This is a genomic window from Sphingomonas larreae (assembly GCF_051400595.1).
Classification (GTDB): Bacteria; Pseudomonadota; Alphaproteobacteria; order Sphingomonadales; family Sphingomonadaceae; genus Sphingomonas.
On the sequence record NZ_JBLFFI010000007.1, the window covers coordinates 106,510 to 126,854 of the forward strand.

At 69.3% G+C, this 20,345-nt stretch carries 20 protein-coding genes; 10 read left to right on the forward strand and 10 right to left on the reverse strand.

Annotated elements, in window-relative coordinates; translation table 11 throughout:
* Nucleotides 1–34 precede the first annotated feature (34 nt).
* Nucleotides 35–655: a TetR/AcrR family transcriptional regulator gene (locus ACMGDM_RS18610; protein WP_436805619.1), complete on the forward strand. Its 621-nt coding sequence runs from the start codon at nt 35–37 to the stop codon at nt 653–655.
* A 191-nt stretch (nt 656–846) separates the two neighbouring features.
* Here the strand turns inward: ACMGDM_RS18610 and ACMGDM_RS18615 are convergent, their stop codons facing one another.
* Nucleotides 847–1,638 (reverse strand): ThuA domain-containing protein, encoded by a 792-nt coding sequence (locus ACMGDM_RS18615; RefSeq protein ID WP_436805620.1) that lies wholly within the window; start codon nt 1,636–1,638, stop codon nt 847–849.
* A 25-nt stretch (nt 1,639–1,663) separates the two neighbouring features.
* Nucleotides 1,664–3,100 (reverse strand): carboxylesterase/lipase family protein, encoded by a 1,437-nt coding sequence (locus ACMGDM_RS18620; protein WP_436805621.1) that lies wholly within the window; start codon nt 3,098–3,100, stop codon nt 1,664–1,666.
* Nucleotides 3,101–3,448: 348 nt separating this feature from the next.
* Between ACMGDM_RS18620 and ACMGDM_RS18625 the strand changes: the two genes are divergently transcribed.
* The 3 genes from ACMGDM_RS18625 (at nt 3,449) to ACMGDM_RS18635 (ending at nt 4,372) form a co-directional block, all read left to right on the forward strand.
* Nucleotides 3,449–3,610, forward strand: coding sequence for a hypothetical protein (locus ACMGDM_RS18625; protein WP_436805622.1), 162 nt, complete (start codon nt 3,449–3,451; stop codon nt 3,608–3,610).
* A complete protein-coding gene (locus ACMGDM_RS18630; protein WP_436805623.1) occupies nt 3,610–4,095 on the forward strand; it encodes a GAF domain-containing protein in 486 nt (161 codons plus the stop codon). Before ACMGDM_RS18625 ends, ACMGDM_RS18630 begins: the two co-directional genes overlap by 1 nt.
* 70 nt (nt 4,096–4,165) lie before the next feature.
* Nucleotides 4,166–4,372 carry a hypothetical protein gene (locus ACMGDM_RS18635; protein ID WP_436805624.1) on the forward strand — a complete coding sequence of 69 codons (207 nt, stop codon included), beginning with the start codon at nt 4,166–4,168 and terminating at the stop codon, nt 4,370–4,372.
* An 11-nt stretch (nt 4,373–4,383) separates the two neighbouring features.
* Here the strand turns inward: ACMGDM_RS18635 and ACMGDM_RS18640 are convergent, their stop codons facing one another.
* On the reverse strand, nt 4,384–4,950 hold the full coding sequence (locus tag ACMGDM_RS18640; RefSeq protein ID WP_436805625.1) for a hemerythrin domain-containing protein: 567 nt from the start codon (nt 4,948–4,950) through the stop codon (nt 4,384–4,386).
* Between the two features lie 163 nt (nt 4,951–5,113).
* On the opposite strand from ACMGDM_RS18640, the gene ACMGDM_RS18645 reads away from it, so the two are divergent.
* Together ACMGDM_RS18645 and ACMGDM_RS18650 are read left to right on the forward strand one after the other, a co-directional pair.
* Nucleotides 5,114–6,304 (forward strand): zinc-dependent alcohol dehydrogenase, encoded by a 1,191-nt coding sequence (locus tag ACMGDM_RS18645; RefSeq protein WP_436805626.1) that lies wholly within the window; start codon nt 5,114–5,116, stop codon nt 6,302–6,304.
* On the forward strand, nt 6,294–6,890 hold the full coding sequence (locus tag ACMGDM_RS18650) for a hypothetical protein (RefSeq protein ID WP_436805627.1): 597 nt from the start codon (nt 6,294–6,296) through the stop codon (nt 6,888–6,890). The genes ACMGDM_RS18645 and ACMGDM_RS18650 overlap by 11 nt, the downstream gene beginning before the upstream one ends.
* A 133-nt stretch (nt 6,891–7,023) precedes the next feature.
* On the opposite strand, the gene ACMGDM_RS18655 is transcribed toward ACMGDM_RS18650, so the two are convergent.
* Nucleotides 7,024–7,887 (reverse strand): fumarylacetoacetate hydrolase family protein, encoded by an 864-nt coding sequence (locus ACMGDM_RS18655; RefSeq protein ID WP_436805628.1) that lies wholly within the window; start codon nt 7,885–7,887, stop codon nt 7,024–7,026.
* A gap of 116 nt (nt 7,888–8,003) precedes the next feature.
* On the opposite strand from ACMGDM_RS18655, the gene lldD reads away from it, so the two are divergent.
* Nucleotides 8,004–9,152 (forward strand): FMN-dependent L-lactate dehydrogenase LldD, encoded by a 1,149-nt coding sequence (lldD, locus tag ACMGDM_RS18660; protein ID WP_436805629.1) that lies wholly within the window; start codon nt 8,004–8,006, stop codon nt 9,150–9,152.
* An 18-nt stretch (nt 9,153–9,170) separates the two neighbouring features.
* Here lldD and ACMGDM_RS18665 read toward each other — a convergent pair whose 3' ends face one another.
* Together ACMGDM_RS18665 and ACMGDM_RS18670 are read right to left on the reverse strand one after the other, a co-directional pair.
* The gene (locus tag ACMGDM_RS18665; RefSeq protein ID WP_436805630.1) at nt 9,171–9,953 is read right to left on the reverse strand and encodes a hypothetical protein; all 783 of its coding nucleotides are present in this window, start codon (nt 9,951–9,953) and stop codon (nt 9,171–9,173) included.
* Between the two features lie 224 nt (nt 9,954–10,177).
* The gene (locus ACMGDM_RS18670) at nt 10,178–11,548 is read right to left on the reverse strand and encodes a cation:proton antiporter (RefSeq protein ID WP_436805631.1); all 1,371 of its coding nucleotides are present in this window, start codon (nt 11,546–11,548) and stop codon (nt 10,178–10,180) included.
* Between the two features lie 187 nt (nt 11,549–11,735).
* On the opposite strand from ACMGDM_RS18670, the gene ACMGDM_RS18675 reads away from it, so the two are divergent.
* Together ACMGDM_RS18675 and ACMGDM_RS18680 are read left to right on the forward strand one after the other, a co-directional pair.
* Entirely contained in the window at nt 11,736–11,969 is a 234-nt protein-coding gene (locus ACMGDM_RS18675; RefSeq protein WP_436805632.1) for a type II toxin-antitoxin system Phd/YefM family antitoxin, read from the forward strand.
* Nucleotides 11,969–12,466 (forward strand): PIN domain-containing protein, encoded by a 498-nt coding sequence (locus ACMGDM_RS18680; protein ID WP_436805633.1) that lies wholly within the window; start codon nt 11,969–11,971, stop codon nt 12,464–12,466. The genes ACMGDM_RS18675 and ACMGDM_RS18680 overlap by 1 nt, the downstream gene beginning before the upstream one ends.
* Here the strand turns inward: ACMGDM_RS18680 and ACMGDM_RS18685 are convergent.
* Nucleotides 12,441–13,964, reverse strand: coding sequence for a tryptophan halogenase family protein (locus ACMGDM_RS18685; RefSeq protein WP_436805634.1), 1,524 nt, complete (start codon nt 13,962–13,964; stop codon nt 12,441–12,443). The two genes, ACMGDM_RS18680 and ACMGDM_RS18685, sit on opposite strands and share 26 nt — an antisense overlap.
* 130 nt (nt 13,965–14,094) lie before the next feature.
* Here ACMGDM_RS18685 and ACMGDM_RS18690 point away from each other — a divergent pair, with 130 nt between their 5' ends.
* Nucleotides 14,095–15,042, forward strand: coding sequence for an alpha/beta hydrolase (locus ACMGDM_RS18690; protein ID WP_436805635.1), 948 nt, complete (start codon nt 14,095–14,097; stop codon nt 15,040–15,042).
* A gap of 314 nt (nt 15,043–15,356) precedes the next feature.
* Here ACMGDM_RS18690 and ACMGDM_RS18695 read toward each other — a convergent pair whose 3' ends face one another.
* Genes ACMGDM_RS18695 through ACMGDM_RS18705 form a run of 3 tightly spaced genes read right to left on the reverse strand, consistent with a single transcriptional unit; the run spans nt 15,357 to nt 19,948 of the window.
* Entirely contained in the window at nt 15,357–16,343 is a 987-nt protein-coding gene (locus tag ACMGDM_RS18695) for a phospholipase C/P1 nuclease family protein (protein WP_436805636.1), read from the reverse strand.
* 15 nt (nt 16,344–16,358) lie between these two features.
* A complete protein-coding gene (locus tag ACMGDM_RS18700) occupies nt 16,359–17,513 on the reverse strand; it encodes a YdcF family protein (protein WP_436805637.1) in 1,155 nt (384 codons plus the stop codon).
* Complete coding sequence (locus ACMGDM_RS18705; RefSeq protein ID WP_436805638.1) at nt 17,510–19,948, reverse strand: TonB-dependent receptor; 2,439 nt, start codon at nt 19,946–19,948, stop codon at nt 17,510–17,512. The genes ACMGDM_RS18700 and ACMGDM_RS18705 overlap by 4 nt, the downstream gene beginning before the upstream one ends.
* Between the last annotated feature and the right edge of the window lie 397 nt (nt 19,949–20,345).

Below are 20,345 nucleotides of genomic sequence, written 5' to 3' on the forward strand. Positions count from 1 at the left end.
GCAACGTTCCGAAACTCCGACAGGTGACCAGCCGATGCCGCGGGCGACCGCTGCCCTTCCTCGCCGCCGGCTGACGCCTGAGGCGTCGCGCGACGCGGCGCTGGAGGCAGCACGCGCGCTGCTGCTCGAGGACGGCCCGCAGGCGGTGACGCTCAAGGCCGTAGCAGCGCGGGTCGGGCGGACGCATGCCAATCTGCTTCATCATTTCGGTTCGGCCGACGGCCTGCAACAGGCGTTGATCGAGCGCATGACGGCGAGCATCGTCGCCACGATCCGCGACGCGGTGCGCCGCTCGCGCGCCGAGCGCGACCCGGCCGAGCTGGTCGACGTGGTGTTCGATGCCTTCGGGCAGGGCGGGGCGGGCGCGCTGGCGAGCTGGATGATCCTCACCGGCAACCGCGACGCGCTCGACCCGGTGTTCGGCGCCATCCATGATCTGGTCGAGGAGTTGGCGCGCGATGAGGAGCGCGCCGACGCGCTGATCCGCGACGAGACGCTCCAGCTCGTGCTGGCGGCACTGGGCGATGCGCTGCTCGGCGCCGCAATGGCGCGTGCGCTCGCGCTGCCGAATGATCGCGCGCGCGAGCTGGCGCGGCAGATGCTGCTGCGTGATAGGGCGGCGGCGACGACGGACGAGGCGGGGGCATCAGGCTAGCGCCTGATTCACCCAAGCTGAACCATGCTCCCGCGCCTGCGGGAGCCCAGAGCCAAAGGTGGTAACGTTGCTGGCCCTGGGCTCCGGCGTTCGCTTGAGCACGCTCGCGGTTCAGACGAAAGGGATCAGGCACTGACCGCCCGCGAGATTGCCGCGGCCGGCTACCTCCCGAGGCCGCCGCTGCAATTAAGCTATTTCGCCGCCCAGCGGATCGCGTTCGTCAGCACGCGGCGATAGTTGGGATCGTCGTAGTTCGCCGCGTCGTGGCCGAGCGCGGAGAAGAACACGTGCCCCTTGGCGCGCGGGTTGACCCACATGACCGGGTGCTTGCCCATCCGCAACTTGTCGCCCGGCCGGTAGCTCGCCTCGTCGACGCGCGCGAGCACGGTCATGCCGCGCGCCGCCGGGTCGCTGCTGAACGAGTACCATTCGTCACTCGACGTCCATGGCAGCTTTACGCCCGCCATCACCGGGTGGCGCGGCTGGTCCACCAGGATCGTGGCCTTCTGGATATGATCATCGCCGTTCGGGTGACCGATGAACTCGGTGCCGATGATCGTGTCGACGTACCATGGCTCCTTGTGACTGTTGTCGCCCGCGGCATGGAGCGCCACCACGCCACCGCCACGCGCGACGAAGCGCTCGAACGCGGCCTGCTGCTCGGGTGTCAGAAAGGCGCCGCTCGCGCTGTTGAGCACCACCACCGAGAAATGCCGAAGCGCCTCGTCGTTGAACACCGCGCCATTCTCGGTCTGGAAGCTCTTGCGGCCGAGGCCGCGCGCGATGTCGGCCAGTACCGCATTGGAGTGTGGGATGTGCTCGAGGTGGCGCCAGCCGTTCGTCTTGGAGACGATCAGCACGCCATGCGTGATCCCGGCGGGCAGGGCCGGCGCCACGCGGTCGAGCGTGGCGGGCGGCAGATGCGGGTTCGGGTCCGCCTGCGTTAGCGCGAGCAGCCCGACTATCGCCAACAATCGCATCATCCGTCTCCTTTGTCGTCGTCGCGCGTCAGGGGCGCAGGGTTGGGGTGGCCGCAGCCCGGTCGATCTCCGCGCCCCAGGGATCGCGCGCGATCACCGTGGTGCCCGCGGCGCTGAAGTCGGCGATCGTGTCCGCGACGCGGCTATAACGCGGCCAGCGCGGCAGGCCGGTGCCGTTGGGATCGCCATGCGCGACGAAGTTCGCGACGTAGCGGCTCATCGCATGCCCCATCGCCTCATCGCGCGGGGTCGCCTGCGCGCCGTATTTGATTGCGGCATTGTCGAAGAAGAAGGGGATGTCGGTGGCGTGCTGCGCGCCCGGCGTGGCAACCGAACTCGCGACATAAGAGAAGCGATAGGCCCAGACCGGCACGCCCTTGGCGGCGAGCCGCGCCGCGGCATCGCGCGCGCCCGCTACCATATAGCCGGTACGGCCGCCGATGTCCGCGCTGGTGGCGCCGATCAGCATCGGCACATGCGCAAAGCGGTTTCCGGCATAAGCCGCACCGATGTCGACCACCACCGTGCCGTCGATGAACGGACCGGCATAGGTGGGCGCGGCCGGGTCGCGCGGTGCCATCGCGGCGAGGTTGAGCCCATCCACCACCGCGCTGCCGGGCAGCGCGCGCAGCCGTTCGAGCGCGTCGGGCGCGGACGGGTCGATGCCCTTGCTGCGCGCGAAATTGGCACCGATCTGCTCCGCATCGGCGAGCGACTTGCCGCGCGGATCGGGGTGGCCGTCGCCGCCCGACATCACGAACGCCTGGCGGAACAGCCCGCGGGTCAGCGGCGAGGTGACCAGCTGATGCACCGACATGCCACCCGCGCTCTCGCCGACGATCGTCACCCGCGCGGGATCGCCCCCGAACGCCGCGATGTTGCGCCGGATCCATTCGAGCGCGGCGATCTGGTCCATCGTGCCGTAATTACCGAGCCGACCCGCATCGGGGTTGGCGCGGCTGAGCTGCGGCAACGCGAACGTGCCGAAGCGGCCGAGCCGGTAGTTGAAGCTGACGAACATCACGCCGCGCTTGGCCATGTTCGCGCCGGCATAGGTGGGCGGCGAGGCACCACCGTTGACGAAGCCGCCACCGTAGATCCACACCAGCACGGGCAACTTGCCGCGCGCCGCCGTCGGCTTCCACACGTTGACGTAGAGGCAATCTTCGGACGGTTCGGTGCCGAGCGGCGCGGCGTCGCTGGGGAAAGGCAGCTGCATGCAATCGGCAGCGTAGCGGGTCGCGTCGCGCACCCCGGTCCACCTTGCCGCCGGCTGGGGCGCACGCCAGCGCAGTGCGCCGACGGGCGGCGAGGCGAACGGGATGCCCTTCCAGCTGGCGACGCCCTCGCTCACCGTGCCGCGAACCGCGCCGCGGTCGGTCTGCACCACCGGAGACCCCGGCTGGGCCGCGGCAGGCTCCGCGACCAGCAGCCCGGCCAGTGCCGCGACGATCGGCTTCCTCATGCATCCCCCTCCCGACGTCGAATCGTCCCGGCGACCCGACGAGTTACGCCAGACCTCCCGCGTGCGACGCGCGACGTCAACCGGATTGCATGATCCGGCGTCGGGGTGGCGCCGAGGGACGGGATGATGGCTCGTCTCCCGTTATTCTACACAAGCGGCAGCGAGTTCAGGATGCCCCTGACTGAGGCGCGCTCCCCGCCCGCCAGCCTGCTGCCACGCGCGCGAGATTCACGCGTTGATTGAGCTGCTTAGGCCCTTGGTTATCTGCCCGTTAAGAATAGTCTTTACCTTCTGTTAAGACCTTTATGTCAGATCGGCTGACACAATAATGACGTGAGGAGAGCCGTCGTGGACGATCCGCGTAAGCTCAAGAACGAGCTGGAAGTCGCCGCGCGAGTGGCGGGTTCGCTCACCGACATACGTGCCGCGCAGGAGGTGGAGCGCTATATGCGCGAGGTGGAGGCCAAGCTGCGCTTTCCGCCGCGGCCCAGTGCCGACCTGCTGATCTGATGGGAGCGAGCATCCCGTATCCTCCCGACGAGGCGCTTCGCCAGCGCGCGGTGGACGCCTGCGGGATCTTTCGACGTCCGCGCAATCCCGAGCTGCAGCGGATTGTCACCGAAGCGGCGCGGCTCACGCGCGCGCCCCTCGCGGCGATCTCGGTCGTCGATCGCTCGCGGCAGTGGCTGGCGGCGCGCTTCGGCATCGACGCGGAGGAAGGCCCACGCGATGATTCCTTCTGCGGCTATACCATCCTGCGTCCCGGCGAACCGATGATCGTGGCCGACGCCCGCGACGATCGCCGCTTCGTCGCCAACCCCTCGGTGCTCGGCTACCCTCACATTCGCTTCTACGCCGGGGTGCCGCTGGTCGACCATGCCGGCTTCGCGCTCGGCGCGCTGTGCGTCGCGGACACGAGCCCGCGCGTCGGACTGTTCGACGTCTACGACCTCACGCATCTGGCGCGTCACGCCGAACGGATCATGGCGAACTGAGGGCGTCCGGCCTGATCGCCGCGGCACCGTTGCGGACATGACGCGTTGGTGGCGCGAAGGAGAGAGACGCATGTCCGATGACCGCGAGGACCAGCCGGTCCTGTACGTACCTGCCAGCCCCAATGTCGGCGCCGCCGATCCCGATGGCGACCCGGACGATCCCAAGCGCGCTGCCAAGGATCGCGCCCGCGCCGACGACCTCGCCGCCAAGGTGGCTGTCGGCGACGAGCTATCGGCCTATGAGAAGGTCGCCGGGCGCGGTGTCGTCGGCGACTGACGCCAGTCCGGTTACGCCAGGATGAGCCCTTCGCGGTTCATCCTGGCGGTGACCGCGCGGTTCTGCTCGTCGCTGAGCTCGGCACGAAGCTTGGGGAAGAGGTCGTCTTCCTCCTCGTGCATATGGTGCTCAATCATCCCGCGGAACTCGCGCAGCTTCGGCAGCCAGGCCGGGTCGTTCTTCGCCATCCGCCCGAGCTCGAAGAAATACTGCTTCACATAGCCATGCTCGTGATTGAGCTGATCGGCGGCCGTGGTGAGGCCGTGGTCGCGCATCTCGGCATACACCACATTCTCTTCCTGGAACGCATGTTTGGCGATCGCGTGCTTGAGCTGTGCCAGCAGCGTGGTGCGCCGGCCGGTGGCGTGATCGGGAGTCGCTTCGAGCGCGTCGAACAGCTTGAGCGCGGCGGCATGCTCCGCCGCCAATGCCTCGTCCCAGCGACCTGCGAGCACGGTGGGGGCCTGCACCACCGCCTTGCGTAGCAGGTTGGCGACCAATCCTGCGGCGACCCCCAGAGCCGCCGTCAACGCGATCGTCTGCCCGCGACGTTCGCGCGCGCCTTGTTCCTGTGCCATCACATCCGCTCCTTGCCGTCCGCGCTGCAACGACGCCGCGGGAGCGCTGTTCCCGTCGCAGGCGCACGCGCATGTATAGCTGCCGCGAAGTGACTGATCGATGTTGTGACCGCCCGCGATCCGCGAGCCGAAGCGGAACCCGCTTCGAAAACAGGACGTTAGCTTGGCCTTCGGCGATCTCGCCTCGTCATATCTGGGAGCAGCGATGCTGGCGATGGACTATCGCGGGCCCTACCGGGTCCGCCTCTCGCACAAGCCGATGCCGCAAATCCTCCACCCGCGCGACGCGATCGTCCGGGTGACGCGCTCATGCATCTGCGGTTCGGACCTGCACCTTTACCACGGGATGGTGCCCGACACGCGGATCGGCAGCACCTTCGGCCATGAGTTCTGCGGCGTCGTCGAGGAGGTCGGGGCCGAGGTCGAGCGGATCGCGCCGGGCGACCATGTGCTGGTGCCGTTCAACATCGCCTGCGGCCAGTGCCATTTCTGCCAGCAGGGGCTGTTCGGCAACTGCCATGAGGCCAATCCGGAGGCCACCGCGCTGGGTGGGATCTTCGGCTATTCGCACACCGCGGGCGGCTATGACGGCGGGCAGGCCGAGTATGTCCGCGTCCCTTACGCCGACGTCGGTCCGACCAAGATCCCGGACTGGATGGACCCCGACGACGCGGTGCTGCTCACCGATGTGGTGCCGACGGGCTATCAGGCCGCCGAGATGGGCGGCATCCAGAAAGGCGACACGGTCGTGGTGTTCGGCGCAGGCCCGGTCGGGATCATGGCGGCGCGCGCGGCGTGGCTGTTCGGCGCGGGGCGCGTGATCGTGCTCGACATGCACGATTACCGGCTCGACTTCGTGCGCACCTATGGCCCGGCGGAGGTCTACAACTTCAAAGAAATCGACGATGTCGTCGTGTTTCTGAAGAAGACCACCGACGGGCTCGGCGTCGATGTCGCGATCGACGCGGTCGGCGGCGATGCGCGCGGCAATGCGTGGCAGTGGCTGTTCGGCAGCAAGCTCAAGCTCGAGGCGGGCTCCGCCATCGCGCTGCACTGGGCGATCAACTCGGTGAAGAAGGGCGGTATCGTGTCGATCGTCGGGGTCTATGGGCCGACGGGCAACATGGTCCCGATCGGCAACGTCGTGAACAAGGGCATCACGATCCGCGCCAACCAGGCCTCGGTCAAGCGTTTGCTGCCGCGGCTGATCGAGCATGTTCGCGAAGGACGGATCGATCCCAAGGCGATGATCACGCACCGCGTGCCGCTGAGCGACATCGCCGACGCGTACCGCCTGTTCGCCGACAAATTGGACGGCTGCATCAAGCCGGTACTGGTGCCCCATGCCCGCTGAGGACCAAGCGGTGGAGCGCGCCGCCAAGACGCTGAGCCCTGCGCTGGCCGATCCCGCGACGATCCGCGGCTGGGGCGTCGACGCGGACGTGCGCAACGATCCCACCTATCCGATCCGCGACCAGTCGCGCGATCACGGGCTGACGCGCGACTGGAACCGCCCACCGGTGCAGCGCCCGGGCGTCGAGATCCTTCAGTCGATCGAGCACGTCCGTCAGCCCGCCGTGGTGGGCACGTCGGTGCCGCCGCGCGGGGTAAGCGGGGCGATGCGCCGCGCCGCCTTCCGCTGGAGCGAGTCGAACTGGCTCCACTGGCTGATCCTGCTCGGCGCCGACCGGGTTGATATGATCGAGGGCGTGGCGGAAGACCTGTCGCGTGGGCGCGTGCCGAACGTGCCGGCCGAGATGGGCGCACGTGCGGCGTGGCAGCACGACCGCGAGGGATCGATCCGGCGCTGGGGTTTCGCCGCCGCGACGGTCGCGGTGGTCGCCTCGATCGCGGTCAATGTGCGGCGTGAGCGCGCGACGGCGCGGACCACCCGGTTGCCGGCCTCGGCCGAGCGGGAGAGCGACAGACCGTCGTTCTGACGCGGGCGGCGCAGCCGGTCGTCACCCCGACGCTGGTCTCAGGTCCATGATAGCGCGAGCGCCCCCGGCCGGGGCGCTGCCAAAGGTGGACCCGAGCCGCGTCCCGGACGACGGCCGGGACGCGATCGTCGGCTCAGCCCAGCGCCTCGCGCGACCAGGCGACGAACTCCTGCCGCTGCTCGCCCAGCTTCTCGATGCCGAGCTCGACGACGTCGCCGGCCTTGAGATACCAGGGCTCTGGCTTCTGCCCCAGCCCGACGCCCGGCGGCGTACCCGTGGTGATGATGTCGCCCGGCTCCAGCGTCATGAACTGCGAGCAATAAGCAACGATCTGCGCGACGGTGAAGATCATCGTCGCGGTTGAGCCGTCCTGCACGCGCTGGCCGTTCACCGCGAGCCACAGCCGTAATTGCTGCGGATCGCCGACCTCGTCCGCGGTGACCAGCCACGGCCCGACAGGGCCGAACGTCGGAAAGCCCTTGCCTTTGTCCCAGGTCGGGCCGCGCTCCTGTTGCCAATGGCGCTCGGACACGTCGTTCACCACAACATAGCCGGCGACATGCGCCAGCGCGTCCGACTCCTCGACATAGCTGGCACGCGTGCCGATCACGACGCCCAGCTCGACCTCCCAGTCGGTCTTGCGGCTGTCGCGCGGGATCACGACCGGGTCGTTCGCGCCCTGCAGGCAATTCACCCATTTGTTGAACACCACCGGCTCGGACGGGATCGGCAGGTTCGACTCGGCCGCATGGTCGGCGTAATTGAGCCCGATCGCGACGAACTTCTGCGGGCCGCGGACGGGCACGCCGTAGCGCGGGCTGCCCTCGACCAGCGGCAGCGTGGCGGGATCGAGCGCGGCCAGCCGCGCCAGCGCGGCCGGTGCGAGTTCGCCCGCGGTGATGTCGGTGATCACGCCCGACAGGTCGCGCAGCGCACCCGCGTCGTCGACCAGCGCGGGCTTCTCGGCCCCCTTCGCACCATAGCGGCAGAGTTTCATCGTGATCACCTCGAAGGCTGGAGATGGTGGACCGCGGACGTTGCCATCCGCCGCCAGTGGATGCAGGTTGCACCTATGCGCTACATCGCGCGATCGCCTTCGTGAACCCTGAGCCCATGACAATCGTCGCCTCCACCCTCGATTTCCGCGAGCTTGCGCGACGCCGCCTGCCGCCTTTCCTGTTCGAATATATCGATGGCGGCTCGTACAGCGAGACGACGTTGCGACGGAACGTCGCCGATCTCGAAACGATCGAGCTGCGCCAACGCGTGCTGCGCGACATCGGTACGATCGACCTGTCGACCGAGCTGTTCGGCGAGCGGATGGCGCTGCCGGTCGCGCTGGCGCCGATCGGCCTCGCCGGGATGAACGCGCGGCGTGGCGAGGTCCAGGCGGCGCGCGCCGCGGAAGCAGCCGGCGTGCCGTTCTGCCTGTCGACCGTGTCGGCCTGCCCGATCGCGGAGGTATCGCGCGGCACGACCCGGCCGTTCTGGTTTCAGCTCTACATGATTCGCGACCGCGGCTTCATGCGCGACTTGCTCGATCAGGCGCGCGCCGCCGGGTGCAACGCTTTGATGTTCACGGTCGATATGCCGGTGCCCGGGTCACGCTACCGCGATTATCGGTCGGGGCTGGCGGGAGCGAGCGGGTGGCGTGGCGCGGCGCGGCGGTTCGGCCAGGCACTGCGACGGCCGCGCTGGGCGTGGGACGTCGGTGTGCACGGTCGACCGCATCAGCTCGGCAATGTCGCGCCCGTGCTTGGCAACGCGACCGGGCTGGAGGATTTCCTCGGCTGGATGCGCAACAACTTCGATCCCACGGTGACGTGGCGTGACCTGGAGGCGGTGCGGCAGGACTGGACCGGCCCCCTGATTCTCAAGGGCGTGCTCGACGCCGAGGACGCGCGCGAGGCAGCGGCGCTGGGCGCCGACGGGCTGGTGGTGTCCAACCACGGTGGCCGCCAGCTCGATGGCGTGCCCTCCACCGCGCGCGCGCTGCCCGCGATCGCGGAGGCGGTGGGCGACCGTTTGACCGTGCTGGCGGACGGCGGGGTGCGCACCGGCCTGGACGTGGTGCGGATGCTGGCGCTCGGCGCGCGCGGGGTGCTGCTCGGGCGGGCCTGGGCCTATGCGCTCGCCGCCGGCGGCGAGGCGGGGGTCGCGCGGATGCTCGCGCTGATCGAGGCGGAGATGCGCGTCGCCATGGCGCTTACCGGCTGTACCGACATTGCGGCGATCGGGCCGGACGTGCTGGTGCGTCGCTGAGTCAGACCTGCCGTCCCGTCATTGCAGCCACCCGGGAAGCGTCACGTTCGCGTGCTCGCACGTTTGCGGGTGGCGAAGCAGCGGCGCACTTGCGGGAATGCGTCCGACCTGAACCAGGCTCTTCTCCTCGTAATCGGAAAGAAAGACGCGGCCCTGATCGGCATAGAGCAGGCGGGTGCGCCCGAGTAGCACCGGGTAGACGCAGCGCCGCGCGTGCGCGGTGATGAACAGCGACGGTGTGACTGGGCCCGTCCGCGACCCGAACGGCGATGCCGCCTCGCCGAGCGCGACAAAGCCGAACGCCACGCCGAAGCAGAGCACGAACCAGCCGAGCGGACGCACGTGCGCGCGCATCGCCGCCTCGGTCCGGGTCAGCTGCGCGAGCACCAGCGTCGCCAGCACGAGGAGCGCAAACACGGCGATGAGGAAGTGAAACACGCCGTCGACCGTGGCCAGCGCATAGGCGCAGAACGCGACGCCTGCCACCCCGACTGCGACGCCCGTCGACCGCGGCGCGCGGGCGAGCAGCGCCCGCGTCAACAGCTCGGCCACCGGCCACATGATCAATGCTGCGATCACCGCCACCGCGGCGAGGACCAGCGTGGCGGGGCCGAGCGTGAGCCAGCCGGCGGTCGCCAGCTCGGAGACGTTGAACGCGCCCAGTCCGGCGAGCCCGACCGGCGCGAACGCCCCCAAGGTGAGCAACGTGCCGCCGAGATAGAAAGCGAGCGGCAGCGCGGCGACGATCGGCGCGATCCAGGCGAGCAGCCGGCGCGACTTGCGCGCAACGCCCCTTACCATGGCAGCACCCGCGCGTCGGCGGCGGCGGAAGGGGCGGGCAGGGGGTGGGCGTCCGACATGGCGCTCGTCTCGCCACCGCGCGTGGCGCGATCAAGATTAACCGCCGATCAGCCAGACCCGCTGCCATGAGGGGGCGGGTAGGCGATTGGTGACCGTCGCTTTCCCGTCCGCTCGCGTCGACCCATAATGGCGAGCGCCTCCCGCGGCCGGCGCTTCTCGTCGCGTCACCCCACTTCGGCCAGCGTGCGGTCGAGTCGCGCCAGTTCGCCGCTCTCGCGGCCGTGACGACCATAGAACAGCTCGAACAGCGGGCTGGCCATCATCGTGGTCACGATCGCCATCAGCACCAGCATCGAGAAGAGCGTCGGCCCGATAATGCCCTTCTGCAGGCCGATGTTGATGATGATAAGCTCCATCAGCCCGCGCGAGTTCATCAGTGCGCCGATCCCCAAGGCGGTGCGATTGTCCTCGCCCGAGAGTCGCGCGGCGAGATAGCAGGCGCCGCCCTTAGCGATCACCGAGGCGGCCAGCACGCCCAGCGCGATCAGCAGCAGCTCGGGCGAGTTCACCATGTCCATCCGCGTGTTCAGCCCCGAATAGGTGAAGAACATCGGCAGCAGCAGCACCACCGTCAGCGGCTCGAGCTTGCGCTTGATCTCGGCGGTCAGCAGCCCCCGCGGCATCACCGCACCAAGGATGAAGCCGCCGAAGATGGCGTGGATGCCGACCACGTCCATCAGAAAGGCGGAGACGCAGAAGGCGATCATCACCAGCGCGAAATTGGCGAGGCTGAGCTCGCCCTCGCGCTCGACCCGTCGCGCGATCGGCGCGAGCAGCCGCGGTCCGGCGAGGATCACGATCAGCGCCCACAGCAGCCCGCCGCCGATCGCAAGGATCGCCACGCCCGCGCCGCCGCCGAACGTGGCGAGCACCAGCGCCAGCACGCACCAGGAGCAGGCGTCATCGAACGCGCCCGCGGTGAGCGACAGCGTGCCGAGCGAACTGTCTGCCAGGCCGCGCTCGTTGATGATCCGCGCCAGCATCGGGAAGGCGGTGAGCGCGATGCAGGCACCCAGGAACAGCGTCGCATTCGCCTGGCTGATCCCGCTCGCGAATAGGCCGGGAACACCGAGCAGTAATGGGGTGATCAGCACCGCGATCGCGAAGGGCGCGGCGATCCCTGCCATCGACACGAACGAGGCGCTGCGTGCCTTGGTGCGGAAATGATCGAGCCGCAGCGTGGTGCCGACGAGGAACATGTACAATCCGACGCCGAGCTGCGCGCCGGCGTAGAGCACGTTCTTCGTCTCCTTGGGGAAGATCGCGCCCTGCAGCCCCGGGAACAGCAGCCCCAGCAGCGAGGGGCCGAGCACCACGCCGGCGATCATCTCACCCACCACTTGCGGCTGGCCGAGCAGCTTGCGCCCGAGCCAGCCGATGACGCGGCAGGCGAGCAGGATGACCGCGAGCTGGAGGAAGAGGTGGATCGAGAAATCGCCCGGCGCATAGCTGCGCGCCGCGGCTGCGGTGGCCGGTCCATGCGGTTCCAGGACGTTCGTCACCGTCGTCCACAGGCTGGCGCCCCAGTCGCTCATCGTTGCTCCTCCCCCCGGCGGACACGCCCGCTCTCGTTGCGCAAGAAGAAGAGGATGCGGATCAGGCGCAAGGGTTTGGCCGTTCTTACCCGTCGATTTCGGCGACCAGATGCGGAAACGTTGCGAGGCGGTCACATTGTAGTATCGTACCTACAAAGCAGGCCGTCATGGTTAGGCAGGTAGGTACGTGCGAACGCTCTCGAGCCGGGTCTTCAATCAGGACGTCAGCCAGGCGAAGCGGCTGGCGGCGCGCGAACCCGTGCTGATCACCGACCGCGGGCGACCGACGCACGTGCTGCTCAGCTTCGAGTCGTTCCGTCAGCTCGCGGGGCAGGGCGACACATTGGCCGACCGGCTCGCGCTCGCTGAACCGATCGCCTTCGAACCGGACTGGCGCGCGATCACGCGCTGGGCACGCTGATGCACCTGCTCGATACCGAACTCGTCTGGGCGCTGCGTCATGCCAAGGCGGGAACGGCAGATCCCGCGGTGGCGGCCTGGGCGGCGAGCCAGCCGCGTACCGCGTTGTTCATCTCGGCGCTCACGCTGGGTGAGCTCGCCACGGCGCTGCTCCAGCTCGAACGCGCGGACAAGAGCGCGGCGGGGATGCTGCGGCGCTGGGCCGAGGAGGCCGTTCCTGCCGCCTTCGACGGCCGCGTCCTGCCGGTCGATGCCGCGGTAGCGCGGCGCGCGGCTGCGTTGGGCTATGCGGAGCCGCGCGACGCATTGCTCGCCGCGACCGCGCTGGAGCACGGTCTCACGCTGGCGACGCCGCACCCCGCCCATTACCGCCCCGGCAAGGTGCGCACGGTCAATCCATGGCGCTACGTCGCGGGCGCCCCCGACGAGGAGCTCGACTGGCGCGAGGCCGCGCGCGGCGGGCCGTTCTGGCTCAGGAACCTGTTCGCGCGGGGGTGAGCGCGCGCGCAGCGAGCTGATCCACCAGCGTGCGATGCGGCGGCAGGTCGCGCACGGCGCGCTCCGCAAAGGCGCGCAGCCGCGCGAACAGCCGCGCGGCCTCCGCTTGGTCGGTCGCGCCACCGTCGCTGTGGAAGCCCATGCCGTAGAGGATATATTGATAGTTGAAGGGCGCGAAGGTCTCGCTCTCCAGCTCGAAGTCGAACCGGCTCGGTGGACGGTGCCGCCACTGATCGAGCCAGCCACGCAGCCGCGCCGGCATCGTCGCGGGGTCGGCGTTGTCGCGCCAGAACGGCTCGGGGCGGCGGCTGAGGCAGTAATGCAGCTTCAGGAAGGCCGCGATATTCTCAAAGCGCGCCGCCATCAGCGCATTGAAGCGCGCCGCCGGAGGGTTCACCGGCCCGCGCGCGGGCAGCAGTTCCGCGATCATCGCCGCCGCCGCCTCGATCAGCACCACCCCGGTCGATTCGAGCGGCTCGAGGAAGCCGCTCGCCAGCCCGACCGCGACGCAATTGCCGACCCACGAGCGCTCGCGCCAGCCGGGCGCGAAGTGGATCGGCCGCGGCGTCACAGCCGCCGCGTCGCGTCCGAGGTAGCGCGCCAGCGTCGCCGCCGCTTCGTCATCACTCATATAGCGGCTGGCGTAGACGCAACCGATCCCCCGCGCCCCGGCGAGCCCGATGTCCCAGATCCAACCGGCTGCATGCGCGGCGGCCAGGGTGGCGCTCTCGATCGGCGCGTCCGGATCCGCGTACGGCAGCTTGCACGTGAGCGCGCGATCGGTGAACAACTGGTCCGCGACCGAGTGGAAGCGCGAGCCCAGCGCGCGGCCGATCAGCTCGGCGCGGAAGCCGGTGCAATCGACATAGAGGTCGGCCACGAGCGAACCCGCGTCGCTCTCGACGCGGGCGATCGTGCCGTCGGCTGCCAGCACCACCTCGCGCAGCCACCCGGCATGGTGTGTCACGCCCAGCGCGCGCGCGCGCGCCGCCAGCAGCGCGGCGAAGCGCGCCGCGTCGAAGTGGAAGGCATAGTTGAGCGGGCCGGCGTAATCCCCCTCCGCGGGCAGCTTGGGCGCGCGTCGTGCCGCCGCGACGCGGTGCTGGATCGTCACCGCCTCGGCAAAGGGCAGTCGGGCGTGCGCGTCCTGCTCGAGCCAGAGCGGCACCAGGCTCGTCTCGGCTTCATAGGGCGGATCGAACGGGTGAAAGTAGCTGTGCGGCTCATCCGCTGCGGCGGGTTGCCAGCCGGTGAAGCGCACCCCCTGTTTGAACGTAGCGCCGGCCTCGCGCACGAACGTGCCCTCGTCGATGCCGAGGAAGCGGAGCGTCGCGCGAATCGTTGGGAAGGCGCCTTCGCCCACGCCGATCGTTCCGATCTCGGGGCATTCCAGCAAGGTGATCGCCGTGCCGGCGCCGAGCGCGCGCGCCAGATAGGCGGCGGTGAGCCAGCCGGCGGTGCCCCCGCCGACGATCAGCACTTGGCGCGGCTGCGACATCATTCGCTCATAGCGCACGGCCGTGCATCGTGTCAGCCCGCGCGTCGGCGAGGCGCCGACACAGCGAGCGCTATGGACAGCCTGACGTCTGCCGCATAGGCTCGTGTTAACGATAACATGGGAGAGTGAGATGCACCGTTCCGTCGTCACGCGCGCGCGACGCCATCTATTGTCCGGCCTCGCCGCCGCGCTGGCCGCGGCCTCGTCCTGCCCCGCCGCGGCGCAGGACGACCAGATGACTCCGATCGCGACTCCGTCGCAGCCCGGCGCGCTGCCGCTCGGCACTGGCGCTCTCCCCGGCGCGACGGTGAAGGAATCGTGGTTCCGCCAATATGGCAGCGTCTTTACCCGCAACGTCACCGAAGCGACGCTCACGCCGTTCTTGCCGGATCCGGCGCGCGCGAGCGGGGCGGCCGTGATCGTGGCGCCGGGCGGCGGATTTCGCACGCTCTCGATGGAGAATGAGGGCTATGACGTGGCGCGCGCGCTCGCCGCGCGCGGTATCGCCGCGTTCGTGCTGAAGTATCGGCTCAACCAGACGCCCAGCGGAATGCCCGCCTTCGCCGAATCGATGCGGGCGATGTTCTCGGGCACCGCGGCGCGCCCGCCGCGCCCGGAACCTGCAGCGATGGCGACCCAGCTCGCCCCGCAGCTCGCCGACGCCAACGCGGCCTTCGCGCTGGTGCGTCGCCGCGCCGTGGAGTGGCACGTCGACCCGCAGAAGATTGGCATGGTCGGCTTTTCGGCGGGCGCGATGCTGACGCTCGCCACCACGCTCACCTCGACCGAGGCGCGCCCCGCGTTCATTGGCGACATCTACGGGCCGCTCACCGCGGTCGACGTTCCTGCAGGCGCGCCGCCGCTGTTCATCGCGCTGGCCGCGGATGACCCATTTTTCGCCAATGGCGGGTTCGGCCTGGTCGAGCGCTGGCGCGCGGCGAAGCGGCCGGTGGAATTCCATTTCTACGAGCAGGGCGGCCATGGCTTCGGCATGTACCCCAAGGCGACGACGAGCACCGGTTGGTTCGACGCCTTCGCACGCTGGCTGACGATGCACGGCATGATCAAGGCGGGGTGAAGAGGCACGGCGTCCCTCGCGCCACGGCGAGCATCGGCGTCGCGGCCGTGATCCGGGAGCCATGGTCCTGCGAGCGCAACGATGGACGAGTAGGTCGCGCGACCGGAGCCGGCCAAAGGCGTGACCGTGGCGCTTTCACTTCCACTATCGTCATCCCGGACACGTTCCGGGATTCATCGTCCTGGGAGAGCAACGCCTGCTGCTCTTGCGGCACCATGGATCCCGGCTCAACCCAGGATGACGATGGTTAGGAGCAAAGGCTCACTGGCGCGATTTCGGCTCGAGGACGGGATAACGACTCAGGCCTCGTCCGCTTACCGCGCCGGCGGCGCCGACCCTGTCGCCGGATCGAAGTCGGCGCCCCCGAGATCCAACGGGTCGGGCGGGTCGCGCCGCGGCGCCGACGCGCTCTCCCGCCACGCTCGCGCGATCATGTCGCGCAGCATCGCGGCGCCGCTCGCCGCGCGCTCGATCACCAGCGCGCGCACCGCGGCGTCCTTCGGGTCCGCAAAGCCGCCGCGCTTCTCGAGCTGGTAGGTCAGCTCCACCTTGCTCCCGGCGAGGTCGAGATAGGCCAGCACCGCGTCGAACAAGTCGCCCTGCGCGTGGCCGAGCGGGGCCAGGCGCGGCGCGAGATCGCGTTCGCTCAGGCCGATCAGATCGACGAAGCCGCTCTCGAAGCGGCCATGGACGCTGCGGTCGCGCGTGTAACCGGCGGGATTGTCGCCGACCCAGCCGTCGTGATGGATCGAATCGTGCATCGGCTGCGCGCCGTCGCCGATGTAATGACCGAGCAGCGCCACCTGATAGGCGGCCTGCCCCTCTGCCAGGTCGGCAGCGCGTCGGTCGGCACCGGCGGCACGCACCGCGCGCATCGCCACCACCAGCCGGCCGTAGCTCTCCATCGCGGCATAGGGCAAGGTACCGGTCCAGCGCACGTTGGTCCGTACCGCGCGCGCCGGGTCGCTCTCCTTGAGCCGCTCGTGCTCGCGATAGAGTGCGATGACAAAGGCGTAGCGCGAGCGCGGGATCGGGCGAAGGAAGGCGAATTGTTCACGGAACCAGCCGTGGTTCGGATCTTCCTCGATCTTGCTGAACGGCTCGCTGGCCGAACGCCAGCTGTCGGGCAGCGTGGCCGAATCGGCGATCATGTCGGCGTGGCGGCGCAGGAACAATGGGCCGTCGACTGGAAGCGCGGCGAGCGCAGCACGGTCGATCGCAGCGTGCGCGCGGTGCCCCCAGGCGGATGCTGGGGCGGGGGCGAGCAGCAGCGCGGCGGCAAGCAGGGCGGGGAGGCGCATCGGCGAATCCTCGTATCAGGGGTCAAGCGGGTCGAGCGGGTCGACCCGGAGCGACTCGCGCGCGGGGCGGAACTCGATCTCGGTGGGCGAGCGCCGCGGTCCGATCGTGCCGGGCAGATAGCCGAGCTCGCGCCGGTTGCGCTCGGCGAAGGCGGTGCCCTCGACATAGCGGCTCTGCTCGGGGTTGCAGACGATCAGCGCAGGCCGGTCGAGCGGCGCGCCCAGTGCGGCCAGCTCGCGGGTCGCGTTGCGCAGGTTGGTAGTGGTGTGCCGCGCATAGGGCTCAAGCACGATCGCCGTCGCCGGCACGCCATAGCGCTCGATCAGCGCGCGGCGCATCTCGACCGCTTCGGTGAAGCGCGTCGCGCGCGGATGGGCGCGGCCGCCGCTGACGATGATCAGCGCGACATCCCCCGCGGCGTAGCGGCTCGCCGCGAGGCGAACATGATATTGGCCGCCCGGGCTGAGCGGCATGTCGGGTACTTCGGGGCCGACGCCAGTGACGATCAGCGCGCTGTAACGATAGCGCGACCAGTCCAGCGCGCGCGCACGGCGCCGTGCCGGCGCGTCGAGCGGGCCGGCCGGCCCGGCGCTGACGCCGATGGCATCGGTGCGATCGTTGGTCGCGAGCAGGCCCAGTGCGAGCTCGACGCTGGGATCGAGCGTGCCCGCGCGCGGGGTCGCTGCGAGTGCCACCGCGGCGCGGAGCCGGGTGCGCGCCTCGGCGCTGTCCGGCGCCACTTCCGGTCCGTCGATCGCGGGATAGCGCGGCGCGGCGCCGAGCGCATAGACGTCGAGTATTGCGGTGACGCCGCGCAGCTCGCGGCGCAACTGCGCGGCCGCGCCGTCGTCCGGCAGGCCAGGCAGTGCGGCGGCGCGCGCGGGCAAGGCGGCTAGCAGCGCGTCGATCTCCCCCGCCTCCCAGCGCGCGGCGCGCGCGACACACGCGGCGTCGTCGCCGCACGCGGCGGCCCGGCTGGCACGGGCCGCGCGTAGAGCGGCGGGCACCGCGCTGGTGCCCAGCCGCGTCAGCAGCGGGAACAGCCGCGCCGCCAGCGCCTCGCTGGTGCGATCGCGCACCGGCGCCGCGCTGGCCGGGGTGGCGGGCGCCGCCCCTGCCGCCAGCGGCACTGCCGCGGCGAGCAGGGCGAGACCCGCGCGCCGGCTCACCACGACCGCGTCACCGTCAGCCGCACGTTGCGCCCGAAGATCGGGCGGCCATAGATGGCGTTGGCGGTGCCCTGCCCGCTGAGATTGTCGGTGCGCGTGTTCCCCTCCGTCAGCCCCTTGGCGTTGGTGAGATTGTCGCCGACCACCTGCACCTGCCAGTCGCCCCGGGTCGCGGTCACGCCCGCGCCGAAGGTAGAATAGGAGGGCAGTGCGGTGTTGTTGTAGATGTCGACGTAGCGCTTCCCCATGTAGTTCCAGCGGCCGTACAGGTCGATGTCGGTGTCGCCCGCGGCGAAGCGGAAGGTCGGGCGCAGATTGCCGTACACTTTGGGCTCACGCACGATCTGCTTGCCCTCGGCTGCCTGCGGGTCGGCGCCGGTGCTGCTGCGGAAGTTGCGATATTCCGGGCTGCTGACGGTGAGTGCGGCATTGAGCTGGAACCAGTTCGTCGCCTTGAGCAGACCGTCGAGCTCGATGCCCTTGATCTGCGCCTCGCCGATGAAGGGCACGTTGACGTCGTTGCGCCCGGTGGTGGGGTCGAAGGCAAGGAACGAGGCGTTGAGCGGGTCGAAGTTGGTGTAGAAGCCGGTGGCGTAGAGGTACGAGCCGCCCGACTGCAGCTTGATGCCGACCTCATATTGGTCCGCCTTGGTGGTGATGATCGTCGGGTTGATCGTGTAGGTCACCTGCATCGACGGCGGCGTCTCCAGGTGCGAGGCGCGCGCGTAGAGGCCGAAGTGGCGCGTGAAGTCGTAGTTCACGCCCGCGGTCCAGTTGGTGATGTTGGGGTTGAGCTCGCGATTGGTGATCGTGCCGGTGAAGCCGCGCGTGGCATTGTCCGCCAGCGTGGCCGGATCGCCGAGATTGTATTGCGCGGTGTTGGCGGCATAGCCGGCATAATCGTAGCGCTCGTGGCGGATGCCCGCGTCGACGCGCAGCCCGCGCACGATCTCCCAGGTGTCGTTGGCGTAGACCGCGACCATCTTGGCGTCGGCGTCGCCCTTGGTGAGCGTGGCGGCATAGTTGAGCGCGCCATTGTCGGTGACACGGCCGAGCACCGCGCCTGCGGCGGAGTAGGCGACCAGGTCGAGCGTGCGCGGCTTGCCCGCCACCTCGATCAGATAGTTCTGGTAGATCGACTCGGCGCTCGCGCCATAGGCGCTGGCATAAACGCCGACCTTGAGGTCGTGCCGTCCGATCGCGGTATCGAACGCGCGCGCGACGCTCAGGTCGCCCTGCGCCGAGTAGAAGCGCGAGTGGATGTCGCGATACTGGCCCTGCACCACCAACCCGGAGGCGGCATAGGGGTCGTAGACGGTGCTGGTCCCGGCAAGAACATAGCCCATCGATGCGACCGGCCCGAAGGCGGTGCGCGAGGCGGTGAGATAGGAGTTGGCGAAGGCGTTGCCGTCGCTCGGATTGGTGGTCGAGTAGAAAGCGGTGAAGTCGAGCCTGCCCTTGGTGAAGCCCGCCTTGGCGGAAACCAGCCAGTCGCCGAGATCCGCGTCATATTGCACGCCGGCGTTGAACATCTGCATGTGGCGACCGGTGGCGAGATCGCTCGAGCGGCCCTGGATCACGCCGGCGCCGTCGCGATACTTCAGGTTGACGTCGCGCAGCGCGGGTGAGTTCATCGTGCCGCTGAAATAGTCGATGTAGCGATCGAGCGAGCGGCTCGGGTCGCGCGGATCCGCGGTCGGGATCGGCAGGTAGAAGACGTTGTGGTCGTTGACATAGTTGGCGCTGACCTTGAGCGTGCCGGTGCCCGTGTCGTGGGTCAGGTTGGCGCGGATCTGCCCGCCGCGGTCGTTGGGGAAGCCGTTGTCGCGATAGCCGTCATGGTAGCGCAGGAAGCCGCCGACCGCGTAATTCGTGCTGTCGTCGAGCTTGCCCGACTGGACCGCGTCGAGCCGGTACAGCCCGGTGTCGCCGAGCGTCACGCGCGCCTTGCCGCGCGACTCGTCGCGTCCGGTGACGGTCACCGCGTTGACGATCGCGCCGGAGTAGCTGGCGTAGACCGGGGCGGGGCCGCCGCGCACCACCTCGAGTCGCTCGGTCATCAGATCCGGGCGGATCAGCGCGTCGCCGCGGAAGAAGAAGCCGTCATTCTCGTGGAATAGCGGCAGCCCGTCCTGCTGGAAGCTGACGAAGCCGCCGTCGTTGGGGAGGCCGCGGATGCGATAGATGTTCTGCACCTCGCCGCCGGTCGACTCGGTCTGGAAGCCGGGAAGCTGGCCGATCAGGTCGGCGGTGTTGAGCGGGGCGATGCGCTGGATCTCGTCCTGCGAGACCGAGTTGATCGCGTAAGAAACGTCGAAGCGGCGCTCGGCGCGGGTGGAGCCGGTGACGATGATGTCGTCCGCCGCGGTGTCGGCACCCTGCGGCGCCGCGGCCTCCTGCGCCAGCGCGGCGGGCGCCGTCAGACAGATGGCCATAGCGGCCGTGCAAGCGAGCACGTGCTTTCTCACGAGGAACCCCCAAATATGTTGTTGATACGGCGTTGTGCCGTTGGGAGCGGGGGCTAGGTCGCGCCGGTGACGGTTCAGTGACAAACTGGCGTCGTCCTTGTTAAATGGGATCGGTTCCGCGGCTCGCGCACTTTTTTGCATTTTGTCGTTGACGGCATGTTGGACCGCCCATATAAGCCGACTTCTCGACGGGGCGGGCCACTCGCTGGAACGCCCCATCGGTCAGCGCTAGATCAGGTGCCAGCGTCGCTCCGGTAAAAGGGAGTTCGACGGGGCGCCGGTTTTTCGCGGCTCTTTGACATTGTAGGTTAAGATGAAGGGACATGTGGACGGTGGTCTGCGGGTCTGGCGCATTCAAGGTGCG